The sequence below is a fragment of the Streptomyces sp. NPDC058796 genome (assembly GCF_042745235.1).
In the GTDB taxonomy this organism is placed as follows: Bacteria; Actinomycetota; Actinomycetes; order Streptomycetales; family Streptomycetaceae; genus Streptomyces.
In genome coordinates, this window is record NZ_JBHYOP010000018.1 from 56,638 (window position 1) to 81,685 (window position 25,048).

General features: G+C 71.9%; 26 protein-coding genes. 14 read left to right on the forward strand and 12 right to left on the reverse strand.

Features of this window, described 5'->3' with window-relative positions:
- Positions 1–45 precede the first annotated feature (45 nt).
- Complete coding sequence (locus ACFW47_RS32680; RefSeq protein WP_386307981.1) at positions 46–495, reverse strand: ATP-binding protein; 450 nt, start codon at positions 493–495, stop codon at positions 46–48.
- 162 nt (positions 496–657) lie between these two features.
- Here ACFW47_RS32680 and ACFW47_RS32685 point away from each other — a divergent pair, with 162 nt between their 5' ends.
- Complete coding sequence (locus ACFW47_RS32685; protein WP_386307983.1) at positions 658–1,518, forward strand: Scr1 family TA system antitoxin-like transcriptional regulator; 861 nt, start codon at positions 658–660, stop codon at positions 1,516–1,518.
- The gene (locus tag ACFW47_RS32690; protein WP_386307984.1) at positions 1,515–1,760 is read left to right on the forward strand and encodes a DUF397 domain-containing protein; all 246 of its coding nucleotides are present in this window, start codon (positions 1,515–1,517) and stop codon (positions 1,758–1,760) included. Before ACFW47_RS32685 ends, ACFW47_RS32690 begins: the two co-directional genes overlap by 4 nt.
- A 3-nt stretch (positions 1,761–1,763) precedes the next feature.
- Here the strand turns inward: ACFW47_RS32690 and ACFW47_RS32695 are convergent, their stop codons facing one another.
- Positions 1,764–3,320 (reverse strand): IucA/IucC family protein, encoded by a 1,557-nt coding sequence (locus ACFW47_RS32695; RefSeq protein WP_386307986.1) that lies wholly within the window; start codon positions 3,318–3,320, stop codon positions 1,764–1,766.
- A 114-nt stretch (positions 3,321–3,434) separates the two neighbouring features.
- Here ACFW47_RS32695 and ACFW47_RS32700 point away from each other — a divergent pair, with 114 nt between their 5' ends.
- The 3 genes from ACFW47_RS32700 (at position 3,435) to ACFW47_RS32710 (ending at position 7,092) form a co-directional block, all read left to right on the forward strand.
- Positions 3,435–4,934 (forward strand): IucA/IucC family protein, encoded by a 1,500-nt coding sequence (locus tag ACFW47_RS32700; RefSeq protein WP_386307988.1) that lies wholly within the window; start codon positions 3,435–3,437, stop codon positions 4,932–4,934.
- Positions 4,935–4,996: 62 nt separating this feature from the next.
- Positions 4,997–6,271 (forward strand): VWA domain-containing protein, encoded by a 1,275-nt coding sequence (locus tag ACFW47_RS32705; protein ID WP_386307990.1) that lies wholly within the window; start codon positions 4,997–4,999, stop codon positions 6,269–6,271.
- Positions 6,271–7,092, forward strand: a complete 822-nt coding sequence (locus ACFW47_RS32710; protein WP_386307991.1) for a hypothetical protein — start codon at positions 6,271–6,273, stop codon at positions 7,090–7,092. Before ACFW47_RS32705 ends, ACFW47_RS32710 begins: the two co-directional genes overlap by 1 nt.
- A gap of 51 nt (positions 7,093–7,143) precedes the next feature.
- Here the strand turns inward: ACFW47_RS32710 and ACFW47_RS32715 are convergent, their stop codons facing one another.
- The gene (locus ACFW47_RS32715) at positions 7,144–7,791 is read right to left on the reverse strand and encodes a winged helix-turn-helix transcriptional regulator (protein WP_386276321.1); all 648 of its coding nucleotides are present in this window, start codon (positions 7,789–7,791) and stop codon (positions 7,144–7,146) included.
- Positions 7,792–7,878: 87 nt separating this feature from the next.
- Between ACFW47_RS32715 and ACFW47_RS32720 the strand changes: the two genes are divergently transcribed.
- From ACFW47_RS32720 to ACFW47_RS32735, 4 genes are all read left to right on the forward strand, one after another.
- Positions 7,879–9,087, forward strand: coding sequence for a pyridoxal phosphate-dependent aminotransferase (locus ACFW47_RS32720; protein ID WP_386307992.1), 1,209 nt, complete (start codon positions 7,879–7,881; stop codon positions 9,085–9,087).
- Between the two features lie 30 nt (positions 9,088–9,117).
- Positions 9,118–9,720 carry a histidine phosphatase family protein gene (locus ACFW47_RS32725; RefSeq protein ID WP_386276324.1) on the forward strand — a complete coding sequence of 201 codons (603 nt, stop codon included), beginning with the start codon at positions 9,118–9,120 and terminating at the stop codon, positions 9,718–9,720.
- Positions 9,721–9,757: 37 nt separating this feature from the next.
- Positions 9,758–10,396 (forward strand): hypothetical protein, encoded by a 639-nt coding sequence (locus ACFW47_RS32730; RefSeq protein WP_386307993.1) that lies wholly within the window; start codon positions 9,758–9,760, stop codon positions 10,394–10,396.
- 61 nt (positions 10,397–10,457) lie between these two features.
- Entirely contained in the window at positions 10,458–10,880 is a 423-nt protein-coding gene (locus ACFW47_RS32735; protein ID WP_386307994.1) for an acyl-CoA thioesterase, read from the forward strand.
- A gap of 130 nt (positions 10,881–11,010) precedes the next feature.
- Here the strand turns inward: ACFW47_RS32735 and ACFW47_RS32740 are convergent, their stop codons facing one another.
- From ACFW47_RS32740 to ACFW47_RS32775, 8 genes are all read right to left on the reverse strand, one after another.
- Entirely contained in the window at positions 11,011–12,399 is a 1,389-nt protein-coding gene (locus ACFW47_RS32740; RefSeq protein WP_386307995.1) for a nucleobase:cation symporter-2 family protein, read from the reverse strand.
- A 238-nt stretch (positions 12,400–12,637) separates the two neighbouring features.
- Positions 12,638–14,053: an 8-oxoguanine deaminase gene (locus tag ACFW47_RS32745; protein WP_386307997.1), complete on the reverse strand. Its 1,416-nt coding sequence runs from the start codon at positions 14,051–14,053 to the stop codon at positions 12,638–12,640.
- 72 nt (positions 14,054–14,125) lie between these two features.
- Positions 14,126–15,541, reverse strand: coding sequence for a nucleobase:cation symporter-2 family protein (locus ACFW47_RS32750; protein ID WP_386276329.1), 1,416 nt, complete (start codon positions 15,539–15,541; stop codon positions 14,126–14,128).
- A gap of 64 nt (positions 15,542–15,605) precedes the next feature.
- Positions 15,606–16,541: a factor-independent urate hydroxylase gene (gene pucL, locus ACFW47_RS32755; RefSeq protein ID WP_386276330.1), complete on the reverse strand. Its 936-nt coding sequence runs from the start codon at positions 16,539–16,541 to the stop codon at positions 15,606–15,608.
- Between the two features lie 7 nt (positions 16,542–16,548).
- Complete coding sequence (gene uraH, locus ACFW47_RS32760; RefSeq protein WP_386307998.1) at positions 16,549–16,950, reverse strand: hydroxyisourate hydrolase; 402 nt, start codon at positions 16,948–16,950, stop codon at positions 16,549–16,551.
- A gap of 2 nt (positions 16,951–16,952) precedes the next feature.
- A complete protein-coding gene (uraD, locus tag ACFW47_RS32765; RefSeq protein ID WP_386308000.1) occupies positions 16,953–17,462 on the reverse strand; it encodes a 2-oxo-4-hydroxy-4-carboxy-5-ureidoimidazoline decarboxylase in 510 nt (169 codons plus the stop codon).
- Between the two features lie 149 nt (positions 17,463–17,611).
- Positions 17,612–17,980, reverse strand: coding sequence for a helix-turn-helix domain-containing protein (locus tag ACFW47_RS32770; RefSeq protein WP_386308001.1), 369 nt, complete (start codon positions 17,978–17,980; stop codon positions 17,612–17,614).
- Positions 17,977–18,243 carry a hypothetical protein gene (locus tag ACFW47_RS32775; protein WP_037900680.1) on the reverse strand — a complete coding sequence of 89 codons (267 nt, stop codon included), beginning with the start codon at positions 18,241–18,243 and terminating at the stop codon, positions 17,977–17,979. The genes ACFW47_RS32770 and ACFW47_RS32775 overlap by 4 nt, the downstream gene beginning before the upstream one ends.
- Positions 18,244–18,384: 141 nt before the next feature.
- On the opposite strand from ACFW47_RS32775, the gene ACFW47_RS32780 reads away from it, so the two are divergent.
- The 5 genes from ACFW47_RS32780 (at position 18,385) to ACFW47_RS32800 (ending at position 23,175) form a co-directional block, all read left to right on the forward strand.
- Entirely contained in the window at positions 18,385–19,224 is an 840-nt protein-coding gene (locus ACFW47_RS32780) for a TIM barrel protein (RefSeq protein WP_386308002.1), read from the forward strand.
- A gap of 47 nt (positions 19,225–19,271) precedes the next feature.
- On the forward strand, positions 19,272–20,162 hold the full coding sequence (locus ACFW47_RS32785) for a 2-hydroxy-3-oxopropionate reductase (RefSeq protein ID WP_386276334.1): 891 nt from the start codon (positions 19,272–19,274) through the stop codon (positions 20,160–20,162).
- Between the two features lie 178 nt (positions 20,163–20,340).
- The gene (locus ACFW47_RS32790; RefSeq protein WP_386308004.1) at positions 20,341–21,804 is read left to right on the forward strand and encodes a catalase; all 1,464 of its coding nucleotides are present in this window, start codon (positions 20,341–20,343) and stop codon (positions 21,802–21,804) included.
- 442 nt (positions 21,805–22,246) lie between these two features.
- Positions 22,247–22,498 carry a hypothetical protein gene (locus ACFW47_RS32795; protein ID WP_386308006.1) on the forward strand — a complete coding sequence of 84 codons (252 nt, stop codon included), beginning with the start codon at positions 22,247–22,249 and terminating at the stop codon, positions 22,496–22,498.
- Between the two features lie 56 nt (positions 22,499–22,554).
- Complete coding sequence (locus ACFW47_RS32800) at positions 22,555–23,175, forward strand: TIGR04222 domain-containing membrane protein (RefSeq protein WP_386308007.1); 621 nt, start codon at positions 22,555–22,557, stop codon at positions 23,173–23,175.
- A gap of 74 nt (positions 23,176–23,249) precedes the next feature.
- Here the strand turns inward: ACFW47_RS32800 and gcl are convergent, their stop codons facing one another.
- Complete coding sequence (gene gcl / locus ACFW47_RS32805) at positions 23,250–25,034, reverse strand: glyoxylate carboligase (protein ID WP_386308008.1); 1,785 nt, start codon at positions 25,032–25,034, stop codon at positions 23,250–23,252.
- Positions 25,035–25,048 lie beyond the last annotated feature (14 nt).

Genomic DNA, 25,048 nt, shown 5'->3' on the forward strand with positions numbered 1-25,048 from the left:
GGGCGAGCATATGCACGCCGGCCACACGGGGCGGGGCCCCGCCGCTCACCGGAGCGGCAGGTCCAGCTCCGCGCGGACCGTCTTGCCGACGGGTACGCGGTCGAACACGCCCCACCGGTCGGCGAGCGCGTCCACGAGCAGCAGACCCCGGCCGCGCTCGGCCTCCGGCGTCACCGCGGCCGTGCTCTCCGGCCCGCGCGGCCGCCTCTCCCCCCTGCTGTCGGACACGTCGATCCGCAGCGTGTACGCGTCCAGCCGCAGCCGCACCTCGATGTCCCGCCCCGGCACCCGCCCGTGCGTCACGGCGTTCGCCGCCAGCTCCGCGACCAGCACCGCGGCCGTGTCGGAGACCGGCGAGCCGTAGGGGACGCCCCACGCGTCCAGGCGGTGCAGGGCGAGATGCCGGGCCAGTCGTGCACCGCGCGGGGTGGAGCTGAACCGCTGCACGAACACACGCGCGGTGACCGGGAGTCGGGGGGTGGAAGCTGCTCTCATGCCGCCCATCCCACCTGCGGCGACGACCGCTCACCAGCTCGGCGACCGGTACGCAGGGTCAGCGTACGGGTACGGACAGTGGACGGTAGGGGTAACCATCCGTGACCATGGGCCCGTTCGGTGGGTTTGCCCGAGTGGGTGTACGTGTGGGAGGTGCCCTGGATGTCGGACGGTGCGGGTGGCGCGGATGCGCCTTGCGGGGGCGGGGAACCGGAGCGGTCGGACAGTCTCAGGACCTTCGGGGAGGTCCTCAAGGCGTTCCGCAAACGGGCAGGGCTGACGCAGGAGGAGTTCGCGCCGCAGGTGCGGTACTCGGTGCCGACGGTGGCGTCGATCGAGCAGGGGCGGCGGTTTCCGCCGGTGGATTTCGTGGAGCGCGCGGAGGAGGTTCTCGACGCGTTCGGGGCGCTGCGGGGTGCGGCACGGCATCTGTCACGGCAGCCGGGGCTGGCGAGCTGGTTCCGGCAGTGGGCGCGGTTCGAGGCGGAGGCGGTGAGTCTGTACACGTATGAGTGCCGGGTGGTGCCGGGGCTGTTGCAGACGGAGGGGTATGCGCGGGTGGTGTCGTTCAGCGTGCCGCCACTGCCCGCCGAGAAGGAGATGAACGACCGGATCACGGCCCGCATGGCCCGGCACGAACTCCTGGCGACGAGCCGGAACCCTCCGACGGCGTTCAGCTTCATCGTGGAGCAGGCGGTCCTGGAGCGCGGCACGGGCGGCCAGGAGGTGACGCGCGAGCTGTACGACCACCTGCTGGGCGTGGTCGAGCGGCACTGGAACGTGGAGTTCCAACTGATGCCCCTGCGCCAGCCGGTGCACGCGGGGTTGGACGGCCCGATGCAGTTGGCGGAGACGCCGGACAACCAGTGGTTCGGTTACTCGGAGGGACAGAAGAACGGGCGGCTGATCACCGATCGTAAGGCTATCAGCGTGCTCCACCAGCGCTATGCCAAGATGCGTTCACAGGCCCTGACCCCCGAGGACTCCGTGGGCCTGTTGAAGCGAATGCGAGGAGCGCTATGAACACGTCCGGACTGGCCTGGTTCAAGAGCAGTTACAGCGGCTCCCAAGGCGACAGCTGCGTCGAAGTGGCGATGACGTGGCACAAGTCCAGCTACAGCAGCGGAAGCGAGGGCGACTGCGTCGAGGTCGCCGCCTGTCCCGGCACCGTCCACGTCCGGGACTCCAAGGTGCGCCAGGGCGACCAGCTCGCCGTCTCCCCGGCGGCGTGGACCCGTTTCCTCACGTACACGACCGGCCACTGACGTTCACGCCCTCCGCAAAGGATTGGCCAGTGGCCGGTACCGCGCGTCGGCCCCGTCCGCGCCGGTCCAGCGGAGCAGGAGGTTGGTCTTGGCGGGGAGGGTGGGTGCGGTGAGGAGGGACGGGATCTCCGGCAGGTCGGTGTGGCGGGCCAGGGCGCGGCGGGCGGCGGGCCAGGGATCGAACCCCGAGTGGTGTTCGGCCAGGGCGGCGGCGATCTCCATGAGGTGGTTGACGACGAGGCAGTACACCAGCCGCTCCCACCCGGCCGTCCGCGAGGTGTCCGGCAGCAGCTTGACGCCCTCCGCGTCGCGGAACAGGGCCTGCACCGGCGTACCGGCCGCGTCCACGGCGACCAGGGTGTTCTGCAGGTGCGCCTCCAGGACGACCCCGTCCTCGGCGAAGGCAGTCAGGACGGGCGGGACGACGGCCGCGAGGTACGCCTCCCACCAGGCCGCCGGGTCGGTGGCGGCCTCCAGGGGGCTGCCCTCGAAGCCCTCGGCGAGTGCGGCGGCGAGCAGCGGGGTGGCGCCCGGCAGGACGCGGTCCCGCAGGCCGTCGCGGACCACGACGGCCAACTCCTCGAAGGCGAAGTCCGCCGTCCGGTAGCCGCGGTCGGCGAGCCAGGCGGCCGGTGGGCCGATGGCGTCGAAGGCCTCGATGACGGCGGTGTCGGTGCGGCGCAGCTTCAGCAGGTCGTGGCGCCACAGGCGGCGGATGTCATTGGTGATGCGTACGTCGAGGCTGAACTTGAGGAAGAGATCGGGGTCGGGGGCGTAGACCGTGCGGATCGCGGCCGTCGGCCAGACGAAGCCGCCGGTCGTGCCGAGGCGGAGGAGGCGGCCGTCGGCGAAGGCGGGGGCGAGGGTGCCCGCGGTCAGGTCGAGCTGCCAGGGGTGGGCCGGGAGCAGCCGGTAGCCGGGCGGGGCGTCGGCCAGGGCGTCGAGGGGGGTGGTGTCGCCCTCCTCGACGACCGTGTCCTCGCGCACGGCGAGCAGGGTCAGCGGGAAGCGGGCGTGCGCCTCGGGCGCGTACGGCAGCCAGGCGGCGTGCGGGCCCCCACCGCGCGCCTTGGGGGCCGGGTGGTGGGTGTGGCCGGTGAGGAGGGCCTGTTCGGAGCGGAGGTAGGGGTCCTGGGGCGGGGTGGCGCGGGCGCGGGCCGTGAGCAGGGCGGCCACCGTGTCGCGGCTGTCGGTGATCTCGGTGGGCAGTTCGTGGTTGGGCAGGCCGGTGTGGTGGCGCAGCTCCTCGGCGACGAGTTTCACCAGCGTGGTGTGGCCGACCGGGTGCCAGCCGCCCGCCGCCGTGGCGACCTCCGGATCGGCGGGGCGGCGGCCCGCGCGCACTCGCAGCAGTCGGCCGCCGGGCAGCCGGTACACGGGCCGGGGGCCGGGGTTCGGCAGGGGTTCGGCCACCTCGCGCAGCAGGCAGTTGAGCAGTGGCACCATCGCGTAGGCGTCGGCGAGTTCGGCCACGCTCGGGGCGGCGCCGGCGTGTCCGGTGATGTCCCGTGTGGCGGCGTCGGCGCCGGTGGGCGGGGGCAGGAAATCCACGCGTTCCACTCGTTCCCTACGGTTTGTCCATGGCGGAGAGGCGGAGACGATCAGTATGTCTGTCGCCATGTCCTTCGTCGTCCCCGTGCCGTGACCTCCTACTCGTACCCGAGGAGCCCGCCCGTGCATCGTCCCCCCACCGCGGAGGCAGAGGTCGCCGACGAACTGGCCGTCGTGCGTCCCGGTCTGCTGCCCGGGTTCACGGCCGGGCTGCCCGGCGCCCGCGCGGCGGTACTGACCCGGTTGTGGCGTGCGTTCGCCCATGAACCGCTGCCGTGGGTCAGGGGCCGGGACGCCGTGCGCGACGGGCTCGTCCTGCGCCTGCGGGACGGCCGCCGGCTGGCCGGTCCGGCAGCCGACCCGTACCGGACGGACGCGTACGTCGGCGTCGTACGCCTCGACGACGTGCCCTACGACGATCCGGCGCGGCTGACGACGGACCTCGCCGTGCCGCACTCGGCGGGGTTCGCGGCGGAACTCGGGCACAGCGTCGCGTCGTTGGCGCTGTCGCGGACAGCCCCGGAGAATCACCCGGACGAGTGGCCGGAACATGACTGGTCCTGGGAGCAGCGGGTGGTGGACGGGCATCCCTACCACCCGGGCTGCCGTTCCCGTCCGGGCTTCTCGGTGGCGGACCAGCTCGCGTACGGGCCCGAGCACCGGCCGGTGGTGGGGCTGGGACTGGTGCCCGTGCCGGGCTCCGGGTGCCTGGTGACGGGGGTGTGGCCGACGGACCTGCGGGACGGGGCGAGGGTGCTGGTCCCGGTGCATCCGTGGCAGGCGGCGCACGTGCTGAAGCGACCGTGCGAGGAGCGGATCGCCGCCCGCCCGCTGATGTCCCTGCGTACGCTCGCCGTGCCCGGCGGACCGCACGTCAAGACGGCGCTCAGCGCCCGGCTCACCTCCTCCGTGCGGGACATCTCGGTCGCCTCGATCGCCGCGTCGGCGACCCTGTCGGCCTTCGGGGAGGCGCTGGCGGCGCGTACGGACGGCCTGCTCCACATGACCCGCACCCTCGGGGCGGCCACCGCCCACTCCCCCGACCTGGCCGCCGTGCTGCGCGAGTCGCCCGAGGTGTACGCGAGCGCCGACGAGCGCGTCGTTCCGGTGGCCGCCCTGGCCACCACCGGGCTGCCCCGCCGCCCCGGCTGGCCGGCCGCCTTCGCCCGGCTCGCGCTCACCGTCGGACTGCGCGCCCTGGAGCTGGGCGTGGCCCTGGAGGCGCACGGCCAGAACCTGCTGGTCGTGCTGGACCGGGCGGGCGAGCCCCTGCGCCTGGTCTACCGCGACCTCGCCGACATCAGGGTGAGCCCGGCACGCCTGGCGCGGCACGGCGTCCCGGCCCCCGAGCTGCCGCCGCGGATGCTCACGGACGACCCGGAGGTGCTGCGCCGCAAGCTGTTCGGTTCGCTGGTGGGTGGAGCGCTGGCGGCGACCGTGGGATCCGGTCCGGCGCTGCGGGAGGCGCTGGCGGGGGCGGTGCGCGAACTGCCGCGCACACCGGACGTCGTGGCGCTGTGCGAGGAGCCGCTGCCCGTCAAGGCGCTGACACTGATGCGCACTTCACCGGAGAGCGGCGGGGACCTCTGGGCCCGGCTGCCCAATCCGCTGCACTGGGGATGAAGTCGGGGCGTCCTCGCGGTCTCGTTTTGGAACCCGGCACCACTGATCAATAAGATCCGCCGATGATCACAAGAACACGGCTGGCGGCGGGTGCCTGTGCCCTGCTCGCCGCGCTGACGGCGGGGTTGGCGTTCCCGTCCGGCGCGGCCGCCGGTGAACCCACGGGCGAGGACGCACCGAAGGTCAATCTCGTGCTCGACGTCAGTGGGTCGATGCGGACCCGGGACATAGACGGCGGGACGCGGATGGCCGCGGCGAAGCAGGCGTTCAACGAGGTGCTCGACGCGACGCCCGGGGAGGTGGAGCTGGGCATCCGGACGCTGGGCGCCGACTACCCGGGCGACGACCGCAAGCGGGGCTGCAAGGACACCGCGCGGCTCTACCCGGTGGGCCCGCTGGACCGCACCGAGGCCAAGACCGCGGTGGCGACCCTGTCGCCCACCGGCTGGACGCCGATCGGCCCCGCGCTGCTCGCGGCGGCCGACGACCTCGAGGGCGGTGACGGTTCCAAGCGGATCGTGCTGATCAGCGACGGCGAGGACACCTGCGCCCCGCTCGACCCGTGCGAGGTGGCGCGCGAGATCGCCGCGAAGGGCATCGGGCTGACCATCGACACGCTCGGCCTGGTCCCCAACGCCAAGATGCGGCAGCAGCTCAGCTGCATCGCCGAGGCGACCGGCGGGACGTACACCTCCGTCGAGCACACCGACGAACTCACGGACCGGGTCAACCAGTTGGTGGACCGCGCGGCCGACCCCGTGGTGACGCCGGTGCCCACCGAGGGCGCCGGCTCCTGCGCGAAGGCGCCGACGCTGGAGTCGGGGCTGTACACCGACCGCGAGGAGTTCGGCCAGGAGCGCTGGTACCGGGTGGACGTGCTGCCGGGACAGGAGCTGCGCGCCTCGGTGAGCGTCGGCGCGGACCGTGCCGTCAATCCGTCCCACGGCGTGCTGCTGCGGGCGGTGACGGTGCACGGCCGGGAGATCGTGCGCGGTGAGGCCGCGGGCAACGGCCGTACGGACGTGATCTCGACCGGTCTGCGGTATCCGAAGGCGGAGGGCGACGAGGCGGACGGGGACAAGCCGGCGGCCGAGGCCGTGTGCCTCCAGGTCACCAACTCCTTCTCCGTCGCCGCCGGTGTGAAGACCACGCCGGGGCTGCCGCTGGAGCTGACCGTCGACGTCGTGGACGGTCCCGGCGACGCCGACGACGTGGCCTCGTTCGGTCTCGGGCGCGGCTGGTGGCTGCTCGGCGTGCTGGTGCTCGCCGGTTTCCTCGCCGGTCTGCTGTGGGGCTGGCTGTCGCGCTGGCGGTTCGCGGTCTGGAGGACCAACTGATGCGTGCTGGAAGAACTGTGCGTGCCGTACGAGCCCTGAGTGCCGCCGCTGTGCTGCTGGGCCTCGCCGCGACCCCGGCGGCGGCCGACTCCTCGCCCGCCGCGGACCCGTCCGGGGACGGTGACGCGCCCACGACGGCGGGCACCTCCTTCCGGACGGCGACCGAGATCGAGCAGGGGCAGCGTGCGACCGCGAACGGTGCCGCCGGCGACTACCTGTACTGGTCGTTCCCGGCCGACGCCGGCCAGCGTCCCACGGTGCGGACCACGGTGAAGCTGCCCGAGACGCACGCGGCCCAGACCTGGCGGGTCGACGTGTACGACGGTCTGCGCCGGCGCCAGGCCTGCCAGTGGGGCGCCCAGACCCGCACCGCGGCGGCGGACGCCTCCTCCGTGGAGCTGGCCTGCGTGCTGCGCACCGTCCGCGCCTGGTCCGAGCCGTGGGCGAACGACCCGCTGCCGGGCACGTACTACGTCCGGCTGACCGTCGTGGACCTGCCCACCTCCGACCTCGGCGTCCGGGTGGGCGCCGAGATCGAGGTCGGCTCGAAGGACATGGGCGGCGCGGCGGCGGTGGACGGTTCGCTGTCCGAGCCGCTGGTGCCGGGCGTCGCGATGAAGTCCGGTGCGGACGAGGCCGAGGAGGACCGCGGCGCGGTGCTGTCCGCGATCGAGCCCGAGGACGGCTGGTCCTCCGGCTGGTGGTCCGACCGGTGGGTGTGGACCGGGATCGGCGGTGTGCTGGCCGCGCTCGCGGGCGTCGGCGGCTACGCGCTGACGCGCGGGCGGGGACGGCCGTCGCGGGTGCCGCCGGGCGCCTGAACGTCCGTCACGTCCGTGGAAGGCCCGCCTCGCGGCGGGCCTTCCGCCGTCTCACGCCTCCCTGAGCGCCTTCGCCACCGCGCCCTCGCCGGTGACTCCGACGCGGCCGTCGCGCACCGCGTCCCGCAGGGAGATCTCCCCGCGGCAGAGGTCCGCGCAGGTCCCGGCGTCCAGCACGAGCCGTGCGTCGGGCTCCCCGGGGGCGGGTCCGTCGCCGTACACCGGCCCCTCCGCCCCGTCACCGGCGCAGAGGTGGAAGGTCCCTTCCTCCAGTCTGACTTCGACGACCCCCTCCCCCGCCCCGGCCTCCCGCAGCGCCCGCCGCAGGGGCAGCGCGAACCAGTGCGCCCGGACGGCGTCCGTGGGCCGCCGTTCCCCCAGTTCGCGGGCGCCCCACGCGCCGAGCGCCTCCAGCACCGGCAGCAATCCGGTGCCGCGCCCGGTGAGTTCGTAGACGTACGCCGCTCCGGGCGGGGGCAGCCGGCGCCGGGTCGCCAGCCCTTCGCGCTCCATGTCCTTCAGCCGTGAGGCGAGTACGTCCGTGCTGACGCCGGGCAGGTCGGCGTGCAGGTCGGTGTAGCGCCGCGGACCGGCCAGCAGCTCGCGGACGATCAGCAGGGTCCAGCGGTCGCCGACGGCGTCGAGGGCGCGGGCGGCGGAACAGTACTGGTCGTAGCTTCGGCGAGGACGAGGTGACATGCGACGCAGTGTAGACAAGTTGTTGGACTTTCCAAGCTGCCACTTGGTAAAACCAAGCAACACCAGATTCCGGAGGGGTAGCGGCGCATGGAGTTCCGGCAGTCGAACAAGCTCAGCGAGGTCTGTTACGAGATCCGCGGCCCGGTGATCGAGCACGCCAACGCGCTGGAGGAGGCGGGGCACAGCGTGCTGCGCCTGAACACCGGCAACCCGGCGCTCTTCGGCTTCGAGGCGCCGGAGGAGATCCTCCAGGACATGATCCGGATGCTCCCGCAGGCGCACGGCTACACCGACTCGCGCGGCGTCCTGTCCGCCCGCCGGGCCGTCGCCCAGCGGTACCAGGCGCTCGGTCTGGAGGTGGACGTGGACGACGTCTTCCTCGGCAACGGCGTGTCCGAGCTGGTCTCCATGGCCGTACAGGCGCTGCTGGAGGACGGCGACGAGGTACTGGTCCCCGCCCCCGACTTCCCCCTCTGGACGGCGGTGACCACGCTCGCGGGCGGCAAGGCGGTCCACTACCTGTGCGACGAGCAGGCGGACTGGTACCCGGACCTGGCCGACATGGAGTCGAAGATCACCGACCGCACCAAGGCGGTCGTCATCATCAACCCCAACAACCCCACCGGCGCGGTCTACCCCAAGGAGATCGTCGAGGGCATCCTCGACCTCGCCCGCCGGCACGGTCTGATGGTCTTCGCCGACGAGATCTACGACCAGATCCTCTACGACGACGCCGTCCACCACTCGGCCGCCGCCCTCGCCCCCGACCTGGTCGTCCTCACCTTCTGCGGCCTGTCCAAGACGTACCGGGTGGCGGGCTTCCGCTCCGGGTGGCTCGTGGTCACGGGCCCGAAGCAGCACGCGAAGGACTACCTGGAGGGCCTGACCATGCTGGCCTCCATGCGGCTGTGCGCCAACGCGCCCGCCCAGTACGCCATCCAGGCGGCCCTCGGCGGCCGGCAGTCCATCCGCGAGCTGACCGCGCCGGGCGGGCGCCTGCGCGAACAGCGGGACGTGGCCTGGGAGAAGCTGAACGAGATCCCGGGTGTTTCCTGCGTCAAGCCCAAGGGCGCGCTGTACGCCTTCCCGCGCATCGACCCGAAGGTGCACGCGATCCACGACGACGAGCGCTTCGTCCTGGACCTGCTCCTGCGCGAGAAGATCCAGGTCGTCCAGGGCACGGGCTTCAACTGGCCGAGCCCGGACCACTTCCGCATCCTGACGCTGCCCCACGCGGAGGACCTGGAGGCGGCCATCGGGCGGATCGGGCGGTTCCTGGGCGGGTACCGGCAGTAGGAGACGCAACCCCCGCCGTAGCCTGGAGCCATGGGTGATCTCTTTCTGGTCCGGCACGGTGAGACCGAGTGGTCGCGGTCCGGGCGGCACACCGGGCTCACGGACGTCCCGCTGACCGAGCACGGGCGGGAGCAGGCGCGGAGCCTGGTGCCGTTGATCCGGTCGCACCGCATCGGGGCCGCGTTCGTCAGTCCCTTCCAGCGGGCCCGGGAGACCGCCGAGCTGATCGGGCTGCGGGACGAGGTGCGCGTCGATCCGGACCTGCACGAGTGGGACTACGGCGGGTACGAGGGGATCACGACCGTCGAGATCCACCGGAGCCGGCCGGACTGGTTCCTGTTCACGGACGGGGTCGCCCCCGGGCCGCCGGAGCGTCCCGGGGAGACGCCCGAGGAGGTCGGCGAGCGGGCCGACCGGGTGCTGGCGCGGGTGGAGGCCGCGTTCGCCAACACCGAGGGGTGTGTGGTGCTGGTGGCGCACGGCCACTTCCTGCGGGTGCTGACCGCGCGGCACCTGGGGCTTCCCGCGTCGCACGGGGCGCTGTTCCAGCTGGGTACTGGCACGCTGTGCCGGCTGGGCACGGAGCACGGGCGGCCGGTGATCGCCGCCTGGAATGTCAGACCCCCGTCGTAGCCTTCCGAGGTGTGGGCCAGGAGGGGAGGAGGACGCCGTGGCACTGTCGCCGACCGCCGCGCAGCGGCGTGTCATCGCCGCCGCCGACCCTGTGACCGGGCGCCTGAAGGGCACGGAGACACAGCTCGCGGCGCTGGTGAGGCGTGGGCTCGCTTTCCGGCACCCCCGCCCGCCGCACGATCATTTCCTGACTCCGGCGGGGCACCGGATACGGGAGCAGCCGGCCGGGGAAGAGGCGCCTTCGGCCGACGGGCCGTCCTCGCCGGACACCGGTGGCGTCTTCGCCGCGCGGGTCGGCGGCGAGGATCCCGCGCCGGCAGGTGGTCCGGCGCGGCTGCGCGAGGTGCGGAGCGCCTGGCAGGGGCTGCTGGAGCTGCGCCGGATGACGCATCCCGACGGGGCCACGGACCGGCCGTGCGGGTGGGAGCGTACGCATCTCGTGCCGGCCGCCGCGCTCGCCCTGGAGGCCGCCGGGCACACCCCGGCGACGGGCGACGGTCACGGTTACCGGGTGCGCGCGACACCGCAGCCGGAGGCCGTCGCCGTGTACGAGCCCGACGGCACCGCGCTGCGTGCCTGCGCGGCGACGCTGGAGCGGGCGGGCTGGCAGGTCGGGGAGCACACCGAGCCGCGCACCAGGGCCCGTTACCTGCTGGCCTCCCCACGGAAGGTGTGAGGCCCGCATGTCAGGATCGGCCGGTCAGTACGTGCAGTCCGTGTGAGGAGAGGCAGCAGCCGTGAGCGAACCGTTCTCCGTTCCCGTGACCGTCCGCGGGTACGAGACCGACACACAGGGCCATCTGAACCAGGCCGTGTACCTGAACTACGCGGAGCACGCACGCTGGTCGCTGCTCCAGGCCGCGGGGATCCGGCAGGCCGACCTCGTGGCCCGGGGCGTGGGCCCGGTCGCGCTGGAGACGACGGTCCGCTTCCGGCGGGAGCTGCTCGCAGGTGACGAGGCCGAGGTGACCTGCGCGTTCGAGTGGGGCGAGGGCAAGACGTTCCGGATCGTCCAGGTCGTCCGCAAGACGGACGGCACGGTGGCCGCCGAGGTCGAGGGGGTCGGCGGGCTCATGGACCTGAGCTCCCGCAAGCTGGTGGCCGACCCACGGCAGCGGTTCAGGGAACTGGCGTCGGAGCCGGGACTGTTCGGGCTGTAGCGCGGACGTCGGGCATGCGGCCCGGCCGTCCGGGGCGGGGACGTGCGGTCCGCGCCGGGCATGGATCTGGCCGGCGCCTCTGGTGGAGGCGCCGGCCCGGTTAAGGCCCGGGGTTCGCCCGGTGCCGGTCTCACGGCGTGGCCGGGGCCCGGGTGGCCTCGGTGATCTCCTCGCCCGCCTCCATGGGGTGGGTGACCTCCTCCGCGTCCCGCTTGCGGCCGCCGATGTGGTTGAAGACCAGGTTGAGCAGGACGGCGACGACGCAGCCGGTCGAGATGCCCGAGTCCAGGATGATCTTCGCGTTCTCCGGGAACGCGTGGTAGAACTCCGGCTCCGCGATCGGGATGATGCCGACGGCCAGGGAGACCGCCACGATCAGGACGTTGTTGTCCTTGTCCAGGCTCGCCCGGACCAGGGTCTGGATGCCGCTGGCCGCGACGGAGCCGAAGAGGACGATGCCCGCGCCGCCGAGTACCGGGCGGGGTACCACGGCGATGAGCGAGGCGGCCATCGGACACAGGCCCATCAGCACCAGGAACCCGCCGCCCGCGGCGACGACGTAGCGGCTGCGGATCTTGGTCATCGCGACCAGGCCGATGTTCTGGGCGAAGGCGCTGCACATGAAGCCGTTGAAGAGCGGGCTGATCGCCGAGCCGAGGGTGTCGGCGCGCAGGCCGGCCGCGATGGTCTTCTCGTCGGCCTTGCGGTCCACGATCTCACCGAGGGCGAGCATGTCGGCGGTGGACTCGGTCATCGAGACCACCATCACCACGCACATCGACAGGATCGCGGCGAGCTGGAACTGCGGGGCACCGAAGTGGAAGGGGGTCGGGAAGCCCACGACGCTAGCGTCCGCGACCGGCCCGAAGTCCGTGACGCCGAACGGTATCGCGATGATCGTGCCCGCGACCAGGCCGAGCAGCACGGCGATCTGCTTGACGAAGCCCCGGGTGAAGCGGCGCAGGACGAGGACGATGACCAGGGTGATGGCGGCCAGGCCCAGATTGGTGGACGAGCCGAAGTCGTCGGCCTCGGGGCTCGGCCCCTGTGCCCAGCCGAAGGCGACGGGCAGCAGGGACACGCCTATGAGGGTGATGACGGTGCCGGTGACGACCGGCGGGAAGAACCGGATCGCCTTGCTGAAGAAGGGCGCCGCGAAGAAGCCCAGGAGTCCGGCGACGATGACTGCGCCGAAGATGATCGGCAGCGCGTCGGACTTGTCCTCGGTGGAGGCGACGATCGCGGTCATGGGGGCGACACCGGCGAAGGTGACGCCGTTGACGAAGGGCAGCCGGGCACCGATCTTCCAGATGCCGAGCGTCTGCAGGAAGGTGGCGAGGCCCGCGGTGAACAGGCAGGCGCCGGTGAGGAAGGTGAGTTCGGTCGCGGTCAGGCCGATGGCCGCACCGACGATCAGGGGCGGGGCGACGACTCCGGCGTACATGGCGGCCACGTGCTGGAGGCCGGTCGTCGCCATTTTCAGTGGCGGGAGTTTCTCGTCAACAGGGTGGTCGGCCACGGCGGCGTTCCTCCGGTCGGTTACACGTCGGCATTGACGCGGGTGTCAGGGAGGTGGTGCGGGTGGTCGTGCGGGACCGGGACGGACCCCGTTCGGGGAAACGGGAACCGCTCCGGGGGCGCGCGTATGGGACGCGCGCCCCGGAGACGGCCGCCATGGACCCCGCTCGGGTCCACGGCTACCGGCCGGGAGCCGTCCCTCCCGGCCGGAGATCAAGTGGTGTTCGGTTCCTCGGTGTTCAGGTCTGTGCGGCGATCGTCGCCAGTCGTCGTGCCTCGTCCCGGGTGGAGCGGGCCACGGCGTCCTCGTCGAGCGTGAGCAGCCGGCCGTCCTCGACGATCTGGCGGCCGTCGGCGAACGACGCCGCGACCGGCGCCGGGGCACCGAGGACCAGGGCGGTCACCGGGTCGGCGATCGAGGAGTGGGCGAGCGTGTCCATCCGCCACAGCACCAGGTCCGCGAGCTTGCCGGTCTCCAGCGAGCCGGTCTCGGCGGCCCGGCCCAGCACCTGTGCCCCGCCGTACGTGCCCAGGCGCAGCGCCCTGCGGGCGTTCAGCGCGGCCTCGCGGTGGGCGCCTAGGCGGTTGACCAGCAGGGCGTTGCGGAGTTCGGTGTGGAGTTCGCCGGACTCGTTGGAGGCGGTGCCGTCGACGCCGAGGCCGACCGGGACGCCGGCGGCCAGCATGTCGGGAACCCGGGCGATGCCCGCGGCCAGGCGGGCGTTGGAGGACGGGCAGTGGGCGACGCCGGTCCTCGTGCGGGCGAAGGCGGCGATGTCGGAGTCGGTCATGTGGACGCAGTGCGCCATCCACACGTCCTCGCCGAGCCAGCCGGTGGACTCGAAGTAGTCGGTCGGGCCCATGCCGAACAGCTCGTGGCAGAACTTCTCCTCCTCCACGGTCTCCGACCCGTGGGTGTGCAGCCGCACCCCCAGCCTGCGCGCCAACTCGGCTCCTCGGCGCATCAGTTCGGTGGAGACGGAGAAGGGCGAGCAGGGTGCCACCGCGATCTGCGTCATCGCGTCGAAGGAGGCGTCGTGGTGCTCCCGCACGGTGGCCTCGGTGGCGGCGAGCGCGTCGTCCAGGCTCTCCACCGCGAAGTCCGGCGGCAGCCCGCCCTCGGACTCGCCGCGGTCCATGGAGCCGCGGGCGAGGGTGAAGCGGACGCCCGTTTCGCGGGCGGCGCGGATGATCGCGCCGGACAGGTCACCGGCGCCCCGGGGGTGGATGTAGTGGTGGTCCGCCGCCGTCGTGACACCGCCCCGGGCCATCATCGCGAGCGAGCCCTGGGCCGCCGCGTACGCCATCGGCTCGTCGATGCGCGCCCAGGTCGGGTAGAGCGCGACCAGCCAGTCGAACAGGTTGTGGTCGGTGGCCAGGCCCCGGGTGAGCCACTGGTAGAAGTGGTGGTGGGTGTTGACCAGGCCGGGCGTGACCAGGTGTCCGGTCGCGTCGATCCGGCGTACGACGTTCTCCAGGTCCTCGGGTGCCCGCCCCGCGCCGACCGCCTCGATCCGGTTGCCGGCGAGGACGACGTGGCCCGAGGCGTACTCGGTGTCGTCCGCGTCGACGGTCGCGATGGCGCAGTTCTCGATGACGGTGCGATCGGGTGCCGTGGTGGCGGCGACGCGATCGGCTGCCGCTGATGCTGCCATGCTGCTTCCTTCTCTTTCGGTGCGGCCCGCGGGCGGGGAGTCGAGTACCCGCGGGGAGGGCACGGCAGGACCCTAGGAGGATTTGAGTGCCGCGGCCGCGGGGCGGCCTCGGGTGCCGAGATGGTGGAAGAACAGGTTGAGCGTGACCGCGACGAGCGCGCCGGCGCTGATGCCGGAGCCGAGCACGGTCTGCGCCCAGGCGGGGAACTCGGCGTAGAAGGTCGGGGCGGCCAGCGGGATGATGCCCGCGCCGAGCGCCACGGCGACCAGGATGATGTTGGAGCTGTCGTCGAGTCCGGCCTCGGACAGCGTACGGATGCCGCTGACCGCGATCGAGCCGAAGAGGACGATGCCCGCGCCGCCCAGGACCGGCATCGGCACCAGGGAGACCACGGCGCCCAGGACGGGGAAGGCGCCGAGGACCAGCAGGGTGGCGCCGGCGACGGCGACGACGTAGCGGCTGCGGACCCGGGTGAGGGAGACGACGCCGACGTTCTGCGCGAAGGCGGAGGTGGGGAAGCCGCCGAAGACGGGGCCCACCAGAGTGGCGAGGCCGTCGGTGCGCAGGCCGCGGGTGATGACCTTGGAGTCGGCGCGGCGGTCGCAGATCTCGCCGAGGGCGAGCATGCCGGCGGACGACTCGGTCATCAGGACCAGCATCACGATGCACAGCGACAGGATGGCGGCGGGCTGGAACTCGGGGGCGCCGAAGGCGAAGGGCGTGGGCAGCGCGGCGACGGGCGCGGACTTCAGGCCGCTGAAGTCGGCCATGCCGAAGGGGATGGCGGCCAGGGTGCCGATCAGCAGGCCGAAGAGCAGGGCGACCTGCTTGACGAAGCCCTTGCCGAAGCGCTGGATGACGAGGATGACGCCGAGGGTGAAGGCGGCGAGCGCGAGGTTGCTCATCGCGCCGAAGTCGGCGGCGGCCTTGTCGCCGCCCTGGGCCCAGCCGACCGGGACCGGCATCAGCGTGACGCCGATCAGGGTGATGACCACGCCGGTGACCAGGGGCGGGAAGAAGCGCAGCAGCCGCCCGAAGAAGGGGCCGACGGCGAGGCAGAAGACGCCGGCGACCATCACCGCGCCGTAGATGGCGGGGAGTTGGCCGCCCTCGCTGTTGGTCTCGGCGATGGCGAGGATGGGCGCGATGCCGGCCGAGGAGGCGGCGTTGACGAAGGGCAGGCGGTTGCCGACGAAGCCCTTGACGCCGATGGTCTGGATCAGGGTGGCGATGCCCGCGATGAGCAGGCTCGCCGCGATCAGCCGGGTGCGGCCCTCGATGTCGAGGCCGACGGCCTGGCCGATGATGAGCGGAGGAGTGACAACGCCCGCGTACATGGCGGCGATGTGCTGGAGCGCGGCGGGGACGAGCCGCGAGGGGTGGAGCTTCTCGTCGACCGGGTGCACGGACGTGACGGCGTCCTTCGTGTGCTGTGGCGACGGGGTGGAACTTGAGCCTTTCGCCGGCTCCGTTGCAGGCTGTGCCATGTTGTTCCCTCCGGTGTGGCGTGCCACCGGCCCGAGCGGCCGGGCCGGTGGCGCGCGTCCCGCGTCAGAGGTTGGTCATGTCGACCGGGATCAGCTGTTCGGCGCCGTCCCGCAGGATGGTGGCCTCGATCAGGCCGTAGGGCCGGTCGGCGGCGTAGTACACGGCGCCGTCCTTGGCCTCGTTGTCGATCCCGAACGGCGACAGGTCCGAGCGGAAGTGGTGCTTGTTGGGCATCGAGAAGCGGATCTCGTCGACCTCGTCGCGCGAGTTCAGCACCCGCACGCCCATCTCGAAGAGGGTCTGCTGGAGCGAGTACGAGTACGTCTCGGCGAAGGCCTGGAGCGCGTGCTTGCGCACACCGTTGTACGACCGGTCCCAGTCCGGGGCGTGCGAGTCGATGCCGTCCCAGTTGTGCCGCCACCAGGTGGAGACGGTGGTGGCGAGGATGCGGTCGTAGTCCTCCTTGAGGGTGGTGTACTTGTCCTTCAGGTAGCCGAAGAACTCGGAGTTGGTCGAGTTCAGGACGGTGAGGTCCTTGAAGCCGGAGAGCACCTGGATGCCGTGGCCGTCGTAGGTGATCTCCGCGACGCGGGTCTCCTGGCCCTTGCGGACGAAGGAGTGGGCGATCTCGTCGGAGCCGACGAAGCGGGAGCCGCCCTTCGAGGTCTCGATCCGCTCCCAGCCGTACTCCTCGATGCGGATGCGGGCCCGCTTGATGGGCTCGTTGTTGTCGACGAAGTGGCGGGCGAGCTTGACGCCGAGGTCCTCGGCGCTCTCGATCCCGTGCTCCTTGGCGAAGGCGAACACCGTGTTCTTGGTGGTGTCGGTCGGCAGGACGTTGGCGTTGGACCCGCTGCGGTGGACCTCCTCCATGTCGCCGGAGAGGGCGACGGAGACGTTCAGGTCCTTGATGTGGTGCGTGTCGCCGTCACGCGTGATCTTGACGACGCGGTTCTCTGCCTTGCCGTACTGGTTCTGTCCCAGGACGAAACGGGTCATGTGTCGGTCAGCTCCCTCGGTAAACGGAGTAGCCGAACGGGTTGAGCAGCAGCGGAACGTGGTAGTGCTCCCCGGGCACCACCGCGAAGGTGATGGTGACCTCGGGGAAGAACACGGGCCGGCCGTTCTCGCTGTCCCGGAGCGCGGGGGCGTCCTGCTGGGCCGCGGCTTGTTTCTTGGCGAAGTACGTCTCGGTGTCGAAGTCGATCCGTACGTGTGTGGTGCCCTCCGGCAGGGCCGGGAGGTCCTTGCACCGGCCGTCCGCGTCGGTCGCGGAGCCGCCGAGTGCCTGCCAGTCCGCTTCGCCGCCGGCGCGGGCGGCGAGCTGGACGGCGACACCCTCGGCGGGGCGGCCGACGCTGGTGTCCAGGATGTGCGTGGACACGGAGGCGGTGGTGCTGGTGCTCATGGTCAGGCGTCCTGTTCGACGAGTCGGGAAAGGCGGATGCGGTTGATCTTCCCCAGTTCGGTGCGGACGATCTCGCGCTCCTGCTCGGGCGAGTTGCCGATCCGCTCCTTGACCGCGTCCCGCATCTGCTCGCCGGTCCGGCCGGTGGCGCAGATGAGGAAGACGTGGCCGAACTTGTCCTGGTAGGCCAGGTTGAGTTCGAGCATCTCCGCCTTGAGCTCCTCCGAGGCGCCGGCCATACCGGCCTGCTCGCGGGAGGAGGTCGGGTCGCCCGGCTTGGGGCGGCCGATGGGCGGGTGCCCGGCCATCGCCTCGGCGAGGTCGTCCGCCGTCAGCGCGGCCATGGCGGCGTCACTCGCGGCGTACAGGTCCTCGGTGGTGGCGTAGGGGCGGGCGGCGAGCAGGTGCCGGGCCCACGCCGTCGAGGCACACGCCTCGTGGAGTTCCGCGCGTGCCGCGGACTCCTCGAGGGCGTTGAAACGGGCCAGGCCCGACGCGGAAGTGGACGTCACGGGAGCCTCCGTGGCCTTGTGCTGAACGGGCGTGCCGATAGCTAACGCCCTCGGAAACAACGCGTCAACACTTTGTTGAAAATTCGCTGTGACGAAAGCCGCCGCCCGGATACCGGACGGCGGCTCGTGATGCGGGGCTCCCGTGCAGGTCAGGAGCCCTTCTCGCGGTTGAGGTAGTTGTAGACGGTGAAGCGGCTGACGCCGAGGGCGCCCGCGACGGTCTCCACGCCGTGCCGCACGGAGAAGGCGCCGCGCGCCTCCAGGGTGCGCACGACCTCCTGCTTGGCCCGCCGGTCCAGGTCGGCCAGTGGCCTGCCCTGCCGGCGTTCCATGGCGGCGAGGATGTGGTCCAGGGAGTCGGCGAGCTGGGGCAGGCGCACGGCGACGACGTCGGCGCCCTCCCATGCGAGGACGACGTCGTCCTGGCCCGCCTCGTCCGGCGGCAGCATCTCACCCCCGATGGCGTCGACCAGGGGCTTCACGGCCGCGATGAAGGGCTCCTCCCCCGGTCCGCTCACCGCTCGCCCTCCCCTTCGGCACCCTGCCCGACCACGTTGACCTGGAGGGAGATCCGGGTGGCCCCGGCCTCCAGGGACCGGCGCAGCAGCGCGTCCACGGCGGTGAGCACCGCGTCGGCGCCGCCCTCGGCGGTGTTGCCGAAGGGGCCGACGTCCACCTCGTCCAGCTCCGCGGCCTCGACGACCTCACGGGCTACCACCGCGTGCGCGGGCGCCTCGTCCAGGTCGAAGGGCTCGGTCGTGAACTCCACTCTCAATCGCACCCGGTCAACCTAACGCGCGGTGACCGTTTTACGCCGCCCCCTCTTGACAAGTGCGGAGCTCCACCGGCAATCTTCCATTACGCAGAAACGAACTTCCGTAATGCGGAACAACGAACGAAACGGAAGGGAGCGCGGCACCCGATGGGCTTCGCAGATCAGCGCTTCAACGTCAACCTGTCGATCCTCTTCACGGAACTCCCGCTCCTGGAGCGTCCAGCGGCCGCCGCCGCGGCCGGCTTCACCGCGGTCGAGCTGTGGTGGCCCTGGATCGACTCGCCCACCCCCGAGCAGTCCGAGCTCGACGCCCTGAAGAAGGCGATCGAGGACGCGGGCGTCCAGCTCACCGGGCTGAACTTCTACGCGGGACAGCTCCCGGGCCCCGACCGCGGCGCCCTGTCCGTGCCCGGCGAGGAGTCGGACCGCTTCCGCGCCAACATCGACGTGGCCGCCGACTTCGCGAAGTCGCTCGGCTGCACGGCGCTCAACGCCCTGTACGGCAACCGCGTCGAGGGCGTGGACCCGGCCGAGCAGGACGAGCTGGCGCTGGAGAACCTGGCCCTCGCCGCCCGCGCGGCCGACCGGATCGGCGCGATCCTGCTGGTCGAGGCGCTCAACAAGCCCGAGTCGCCGCTGTACCCGCTGGTGTCGGCGCCGGCCGCGGTCGAGGTCGTCGACAAGGTCAACGAGGCCACCGGCCTCGGCAACGCCAAGTTCCTCATGGACCTCTACCACCTGTCCATGAACGGCGAGGACCTGCCGCAGGTGATCGAGCAGTACGCCGCGAAGACCGGCCACGTGCAGATCGCCGACAACCCGGGCCGCGGCGCCCCCGGCACGGGCTCCCTCCCGCTGGAGGAGTTGCTGGACCAGCTGAAGAAGGCCGGTTACGACGGCTGGGTCGGCCTGGAGTACAAGCCGGGCGACAACCCCAGCGCCGAGTCCTTCTCCTGGCTGCCGGCCGAGGCCCGCGCGGCCCGCTGAGCGCCACCCGCAGGAATTCTCCACAGATTTTCAGAGAGGCACCCATCATGAGCACGCTCCCCAAGGTCGCCTGGATCGGTCTCGGCATCATGGGCTCCCCCATGTCCGAGAACCTGATCAAGGCGGGTTACCAGGTCACCGGCTTCACCCTGGAGCAGGAGAAGCTGGACCGCCTGTCCGCCGCCGGCGGCACCGCGGCCGGCTCGATCGCCGAGGCCGTGCGCGACGCCGACGTCATCGTCACCATGGTGCCCGCGTCGCCGCAGGTCGAGGCCATCGCCTACGGCCCCGACGGCATCCTGGAGAACGCCAAGTCCGGCGCGCTGCTGGTCGACATGTCCTCGATCACCCCGCAGACCTCGGTCGACCTCGCGAAGGCCGCCGAGGACAAGGGCATCCGCGTCCTGGACGCCCCGGTCTCCGGCGGCGAGGCCGGCGCCATCGAGGCCGTGCTGTCCATCATGGTCGGCGGTGAGCAGGCCGACTTCGACGAGGCCAAGCCGCTGCTGGAGGCGCTGGGCAAGACCATCGTGCTGTGCGGTCCGCACGGCTCGGGCCAGACCGTGAAGGCCGCCAACCAGCTGATCGTCGCCGTGAACATCCAGGCGTGCGCCGAGGCCGTGGTCTTCCTGGAGAAGTCGGGCGTGGACCTGAAGGCCGCCCTCGACGTCCTCAACGGCGGCCTGGCCGGCTCGACCGTGCTGACGCGGAAGAAGGACAACTTCCTGGCCCGCGACTTCAAGCCGGGCTTCCGCATCGACCTGCACCACAAGGACATGGGCATCGTCACCGACGCCGCCCGCAACGTCGGCGCCGCGCTCCCGGTCGGCGCCGTGGTCGCCCAGCTGGTCGCCTCCCTGCGCGCCCAGGGCGACGGCGGCCTGGACCACTCGGCCCTGCTGCGGGCCGTGGAGCGCCTGTCCGGCGCCCAGGTCTGACCGCGGGCGGTCTACCAGACCTCCGGGCGGTGCCGTCGCTGACACCTGTCCTGTCGCGCCCGAGCGGCGGCACCGCCCGGAACCCACTTCAACAAACTGTTGACGTGCCTGTCACCCGAACTTAGGCTCCACGAAGCGGAAATAGTTTTCCGCTGACCCCTCGCACGGAAGGTCCCCGATGTCGCAGCGCGTGCTCACGACAGAGTCCGGCGCCCCGGTCGCCGACAACCAGAACTCCGCCTCCGCCGGCATCGGCGGTCCCCTCCTGATCCAGGACCAGCACCTCATCGAGAAGCTGGCCCGCTTCAACCGCGAGCGCATCCCGGAGCGCGTGGTGCACGCCCGCGGCTCCGGCGCCTACGGCCACTTCGAGGTGACCGACGACGTCACCGACTACACGCACGCCGACTTCCTGAGCAGCGTCGGCAAGCGCACCGAGGTCTTCCTGCGCTTCTCCACCGTGGCCGACTCCCTCGGCGGCGCGGACGCGGTCCGCGACCCCCGCGGCTTCGCTCTGAAGTTCTACACCGAGGAGGGCAACTACGACCTCGTCGGCAACAACACCCCGGTGTTCTTCATCAAGGACCCGATCAAGTTCCCCGACTTCATCCACTCGCAGAAGCGCGACCCGTTCTCGGGCCGCCAGGAGCCGGACAACGTCTGGGACTTCTGGGCGCACTCCCCCGAGGCCACGCACCAGGTGACCTGGCTGATGGGCGACCGCGGCATCCCGGCGTCGTACCGCCACATGGACGGCTTCGGCTCGCACACCTACCAGTGGACGAACGCCAAGGGCGAGTCGTACTTCGTCAAGTACCACTTCAAGACGGACCAGGGCATCCGCTGCCTGACCGCCGACGAGGCCGCGAAGCTGGCGGGCGAGGACCCGACCTCGCACCAGACGGACCTGGTGCAGGCCATCGAGCGGGGCGTGTACCCGTCCTGGACGCTGCACGTGCAGCTGATGCCGGTGGCCGAGGCGGCGAACTACCGCTTCAACCCGTTCGACGTGACCAAGGTGTGGCCGCACGGCGACTACCCGCTCAAGCGCGTGGGCCGGCTGGTGCTGGACCGCAACCCGGACAACGTCTTCGCCGAGGTCGAGCAGGCCGCGTTCTCCCCGAACAACTTCGTTCCGGGCGTCGGCCCCTCCCCCGACAAGATGCTCCAGGGCCGCCTGTTCGCCTACGCGGACGCGCACCGCTACCGCCTGGGCGTCAACCACACCCAGCTCGCGGTCAACGCCCCGAAGGCCGTGCCCGGCGGCGCCGCCAACTACGGCCGCGACGGCTTCATGGCCTCCAACGGCCAGGGACGGGACGCCAAGAACTACGAGCCGAACTCGTACGACGGCCCGGTCGAGACCGGCCGCCCGCTGGCCGCCCCGCTCGCGGTGTCCGGCCACACCGGCACCCACGAGGCCCCGCAGCACACCAAGGACGACGACTTCTTCCAGGCCGGTGAGCTGTACCGCCTGATGTCCGAGGACGAGAAGAAGCGCCTGATCGCGAACATCGCCGGCGGCCTGTCCCAGGTCTCCCGCAACGACGTGGTCGAGAAGAACCTCGCGCACTTCCACGCCGCCGACACGGAGTACGGCAAGCGCGTGGAGGAGGCGGTCCGCGCCCTGCGCGAGGACTGATCCACCAGCTCGCGTACGGACCCCGGCGGGGAGGCCGGGACCGTGCGCGGCCCGTGCAGGCACCGGAGCGGCCCGGATGAGGGGTGGCCGCCCGGGGCCGGCACGGGCAGGGCGAGGACCGCGGCGGCCTGCGAGCCAGTGCGGTGGTGAAAGGCCCGGACGCTTCTCCTACGACCTGAGGGGAGCGGCGTCCCGGGCCCGTCGCACCGCCGCGGTCCCAGCCACCCGCCCCTTCCAGAAGGGGCCCCACGGCTCCGTCCGGCGGCGCGAACGACCTGTCGCGCCCAGCCTCGCGCTGTCGGACGGACACCACGTGAAGAACCTTCACCGGCTGAGAAGCGCCGGATGCGGACGGTCCCGCATCCGGCGCTTCTCGGCGTTTCCCGGCGCTTCCCGCCCTGCACCGGGTGCGGACCCGCCGCCCGCGCAGCAGCCTGGAGGCATGGCAACGGCACACCCTCCCGAGCATCCGCACATCGTGGTCCACGCTCCCGCCCTGGACGGCTCGCGCCGGGTCACCTCCGGCGACGACACCCTCGGTGTCGCCTCGCACGCCGACGACGTCGCCGGGCTGCTGCGGCTGGCCGACCTGTACGTGACCGACGTCGAGGAGAGCGACCTGGTCGAGTGGCAGGGCGGCGGCCCGGACGACTGGCCGGGGCTGCACCGGCACCACGAGCACCATCGGGGCTGAGCGCGCGTAGAGGCCTCCGGCAGCGGGCACAACCCCGGCACACGGGGGTGGTTGCCATGGACGACGACGGGACGGTCCGGCTCGAACCGCACGAGGTCGCGCTGCTGCGCGGCGGCCCCCGCGCCGCCGTGACGGTCGCCGTGGTCGACCTGTACATGCGCGGGGCCGTCGAAGCCGGCCCACCGGGCACCGTACGCGCGCTGGACGCCGAACCGGGGATCGCCGCAACTCCGCTGCCGCCGCTCGCGGAGACGGTGCGGTGGTGCCTCGACGAACCGCTGAGCATACGGAGGCTGACCCGGCGGCCGGACGTCCGGCTGGCCGTGGCGCTGATGCGGATACCGCTGGCCGAGGCCGGGATGGTGCGCTACCCGCTGCTCGGCCCGACCCGGGCCGCCCGTCGCCTGGTGCGGTCCCTCCAGGAGCGGCACCCGCCGCCCACCGGCCGGCGCGGACTGACGGCCAACGACAGGCTGCTCGCCGTGGCCCTGCACGACGTGGCCGCCCTGCGCGTCCTCTTCCCCAGCTTCGCCCTGCGGGCCGGGCTCGTGGAGCGGGTGGAGGTGGGCGGCAGGGGCCTCCTCAAGAACTCCCCGCGGGGCACGAGGAGCGGATCGACGGGCGGCACGGCGTACTACTGCGGCGGCGGGGGCGGGGGCGGCGGCGGCTCCGACTGAGAGCGGGCACCTGAAGAGCGGCCCGTCCACCAGGGACGGGCCGCTCTCGGGTACTTCGCGGGTCAGGCCTCGGGTCAGACCTTCAGCGTCTTGACGGCCGTCGGGGCGTGCCCCGGCTCGGTCGCGATCTCCTCGAACTCCACGACGTTGCCGATGTCGTTGGTGCCCGACATGGAGATGTTGGTGACGCGCTCCAGGATCGCCTCGACGACGACCGGCACCTGGTGCTCGGCGGCGAGCTTCTTGGCCTGCTCGAAGGCGGCACCCAGCTCGTTCGGGTCCGTGACCCGGATCGCCTTGCAGCCCAGGCCCTCGGCGACCTTGACGTGGTCGACGCCGTAGACGCCCAGCTCGGGCGAGTTGATGTTCTCGAACTCCAGCTTGACCTGGAAGTCGATGTCGAACGCCCGCTGCGCCTGGCGGATCAGGCCCAGGTAGGAGTTGTTGACCAGGACGTGCACGTAGGGGATCTTGTGCTGCGCGCCGACGGCCAGTTCCTCGATCATGAACTGGAAGTCGTAGTCGCCGGAGAGCGCCACGACCTGGGCCTCGGGGTCGGCCTTGGCGACGCCGAGCGCGGCCGGGACGGTCCAGCCGAGCGGGCCGGCCTGGCCGCAGTTGATCCAGTGCCGCGGGCGGTAGACGTGCAGCATCTGGGCGCCGGCGATCTGCGAGAGGCCGATGGTGGAGACGTACCGGGTCTCCGGACCGAAGGCCTTGTTCATCTCCTCGTAGACGCGCTGCGGCTTGATCGGGATGTCGTCGAAGTGCGTACGGCGCTGGAGGGTGGCCTTGCGCTCCTGCGCGGAGGCGGCCCAGGCGGTGCGGTCGGGCAGCTCGCCGGCGGCCTTCAGCTCCCTCGCGACCTCGACGAACAGCTCCAGGGCCGCCTTGGCGTCGGAGGCGATGCCGTAGTCCGGAGCGAAGATCTTGCCGATCTGGGTCGGCTCGACGTCGACGTGGACGAACTTCCGGCCGGCGGTGTAGACGTCCAGCTTGCCGGTGTGGCGGTTGGCCCAGCGGTTGCCGATGCCGAGGACGAAGTCCGACTCCAGGAAGGTCGCGTTGCCGTAGCGGTGCGAGGTCTGCAGTCCGACCATGCCGGCGTTCAGCTCGTGGTCGTCGGGCAGCAGGCCCCAGCCCATCAGGGTGGGCACGACCGGCGTGCCGGTCAGCTCGGCGAACTCGACGAGGAGATCGGCGGCGTCGGCGTTGATGACACCGCCGCCGGCCACGATCAGGGGGCGCTCGGAGGCGTTGAGCAGGCCGATGGCCTTCTCGATCTGGGCGCGGCTGGCGACCGGGCGGTAGACCGGCAGCGGCTCGTAGGTCTCCGGGTCGAACTCGATCTCCGTCATCTGGACGTCGATCGGCAGGTCGATCAGGACCGGGCCGGGGCGGCCGGAGCGCATCAGGTGGAAGGCCTGCTGGAAGACGCCGGGGACCTGCGCGGCCTCCAGGACGGTCACCGCCATCTTGGTGACCGGCTTGGCGATCGAGGCGATGTCGACGGCCTGGAAGTCCTCCTTGTGGATCACCGCGGTCGGCGCCTGGCCGGTGATGCACAGGATCGGGATCGAGTCGCCGATCGCCGAGTAGAGGCCGGTGATCATGTCGGTGCCGGCCGGACCGGAGGTGCCGATGCAGACGCCGATGTTGCCCGGGTGGGTGCGGGTGTAGCCCTCGGCCATGTGCGAGGCGCCCTCGACGTGCCGGGCGAGGGTGTGGTTGACGCCGCCGGAGGCCTTGAGCGCCGCGTAGAAGGGGTTGATCGCCGCGCCCGGCACACCGAACGCGTCGGTGACGCCCTCGCGCTTGAGGATCTCAACTGCCGCTCGGGCAGCGGTCATACGAGCCATCGAGTACTCCTGCT

What these genes read in the sequence shown, in the direction of transcription:
- ACFW47_RS32680 (WP_386307981.1), bottom strand. Translation starts at nt 495, where the DNA reads ATGAGAGCAGCTTCCACCCCCCGACTCCCGGTCACCGCGCGTGTGTTC.
- ACFW47_RS32685 (WP_386307983.1), top strand. Translation starts at nt 658, where the DNA reads ATGTCGGACGGTGCGGGTGGCGCGGATGCGCCTTGCGGGGGCGGGGAA.
- ACFW47_RS32690 (WP_386307984.1), top strand. Translation starts at nt 1,515, where the DNA reads ATGAACACGTCCGGACTGGCCTGGTTCAAGAGCAGTTACAGCGGCTCC.
- ACFW47_RS32705 (WP_386307990.1), top strand. Translation starts at nt 4,997, where the DNA reads ATGATCACAAGAACACGGCTGGCGGCGGGTGCCTGTGCCCTGCTCGCC.
- ACFW47_RS32710 (WP_386307991.1), top strand. Translation starts at nt 6,271, where the DNA reads ATGCGTGCTGGAAGAACTGTGCGTGCCGTACGAGCCCTGAGTGCCGCC.
- ACFW47_RS32715 (WP_386276321.1), bottom strand. Translation starts at nt 7,791, where the DNA reads ATGTCACCTCGTCCTCGCCGAAGCTACGACCAGTACTGTTCCGCCGCC.
- ACFW47_RS32720 (WP_386307992.1), top strand. Translation starts at nt 7,879, where the DNA reads ATGGAGTTCCGGCAGTCGAACAAGCTCAGCGAGGTCTGTTACGAGATC.
- ACFW47_RS32725 (WP_386276324.1), top strand. Translation starts at nt 9,118, where the DNA reads ATGGGTGATCTCTTTCTGGTCCGGCACGGTGAGACCGAGTGGTCGCGG.
- ACFW47_RS32745 (WP_386307997.1), bottom strand. Translation starts at nt 14,053, where the DNA reads ATGGCAGCATCAGCGGCAGCCGATCGCGTCGCCGCCACCACGGCACCC.
- ACFW47_RS32750 (WP_386276329.1), bottom strand. Translation starts at nt 15,541, where the DNA reads ATGGCACAGCCTGCAACGGAGCCGGCGAAAGGCTCAAGTTCCACCCCG.
- pucL (WP_386276330.1), bottom strand. Translation starts at nt 16,541, where the DNA reads ATGACCCGTTTCGTCCTGGGACAGAACCAGTACGGCAAGGCAGAGAAC.
- uraH (WP_386307998.1), bottom strand. Translation starts at nt 16,950, where the DNA reads ATGAGCACCAGCACCACCGCCTCCGTGTCCACGCACATCCTGGACACC.
- ACFW47_RS32780 (WP_386308002.1), top strand. Translation starts at nt 18,385, where the DNA reads ATGGGCTTCGCAGATCAGCGCTTCAACGTCAACCTGTCGATCCTCTTC.
- ACFW47_RS32785 (WP_386276334.1), top strand. Translation starts at nt 19,272, where the DNA reads ATGAGCACGCTCCCCAAGGTCGCCTGGATCGGTCTCGGCATCATGGGC.
- ACFW47_RS32790 (WP_386308004.1), top strand. Translation starts at nt 20,341, where the DNA reads ATGTCGCAGCGCGTGCTCACGACAGAGTCCGGCGCCCCGGTCGCCGAC.
- ACFW47_RS32795 (WP_386308006.1), top strand. Translation starts at nt 22,247, where the DNA reads ATGGCAACGGCACACCCTCCCGAGCATCCGCACATCGTGGTCCACGCT.
- ACFW47_RS32800 (WP_386308007.1), top strand. Translation starts at nt 22,555, where the DNA reads ATGGACGACGACGGGACGGTCCGGCTCGAACCGCACGAGGTCGCGCTG.
- gcl (WP_386308008.1), bottom strand. Translation starts at nt 25,034, where the DNA reads ATGGCTCGTATGACCGCTGCCCGAGCGGCAGTTGAGATCCTCAAGCGC.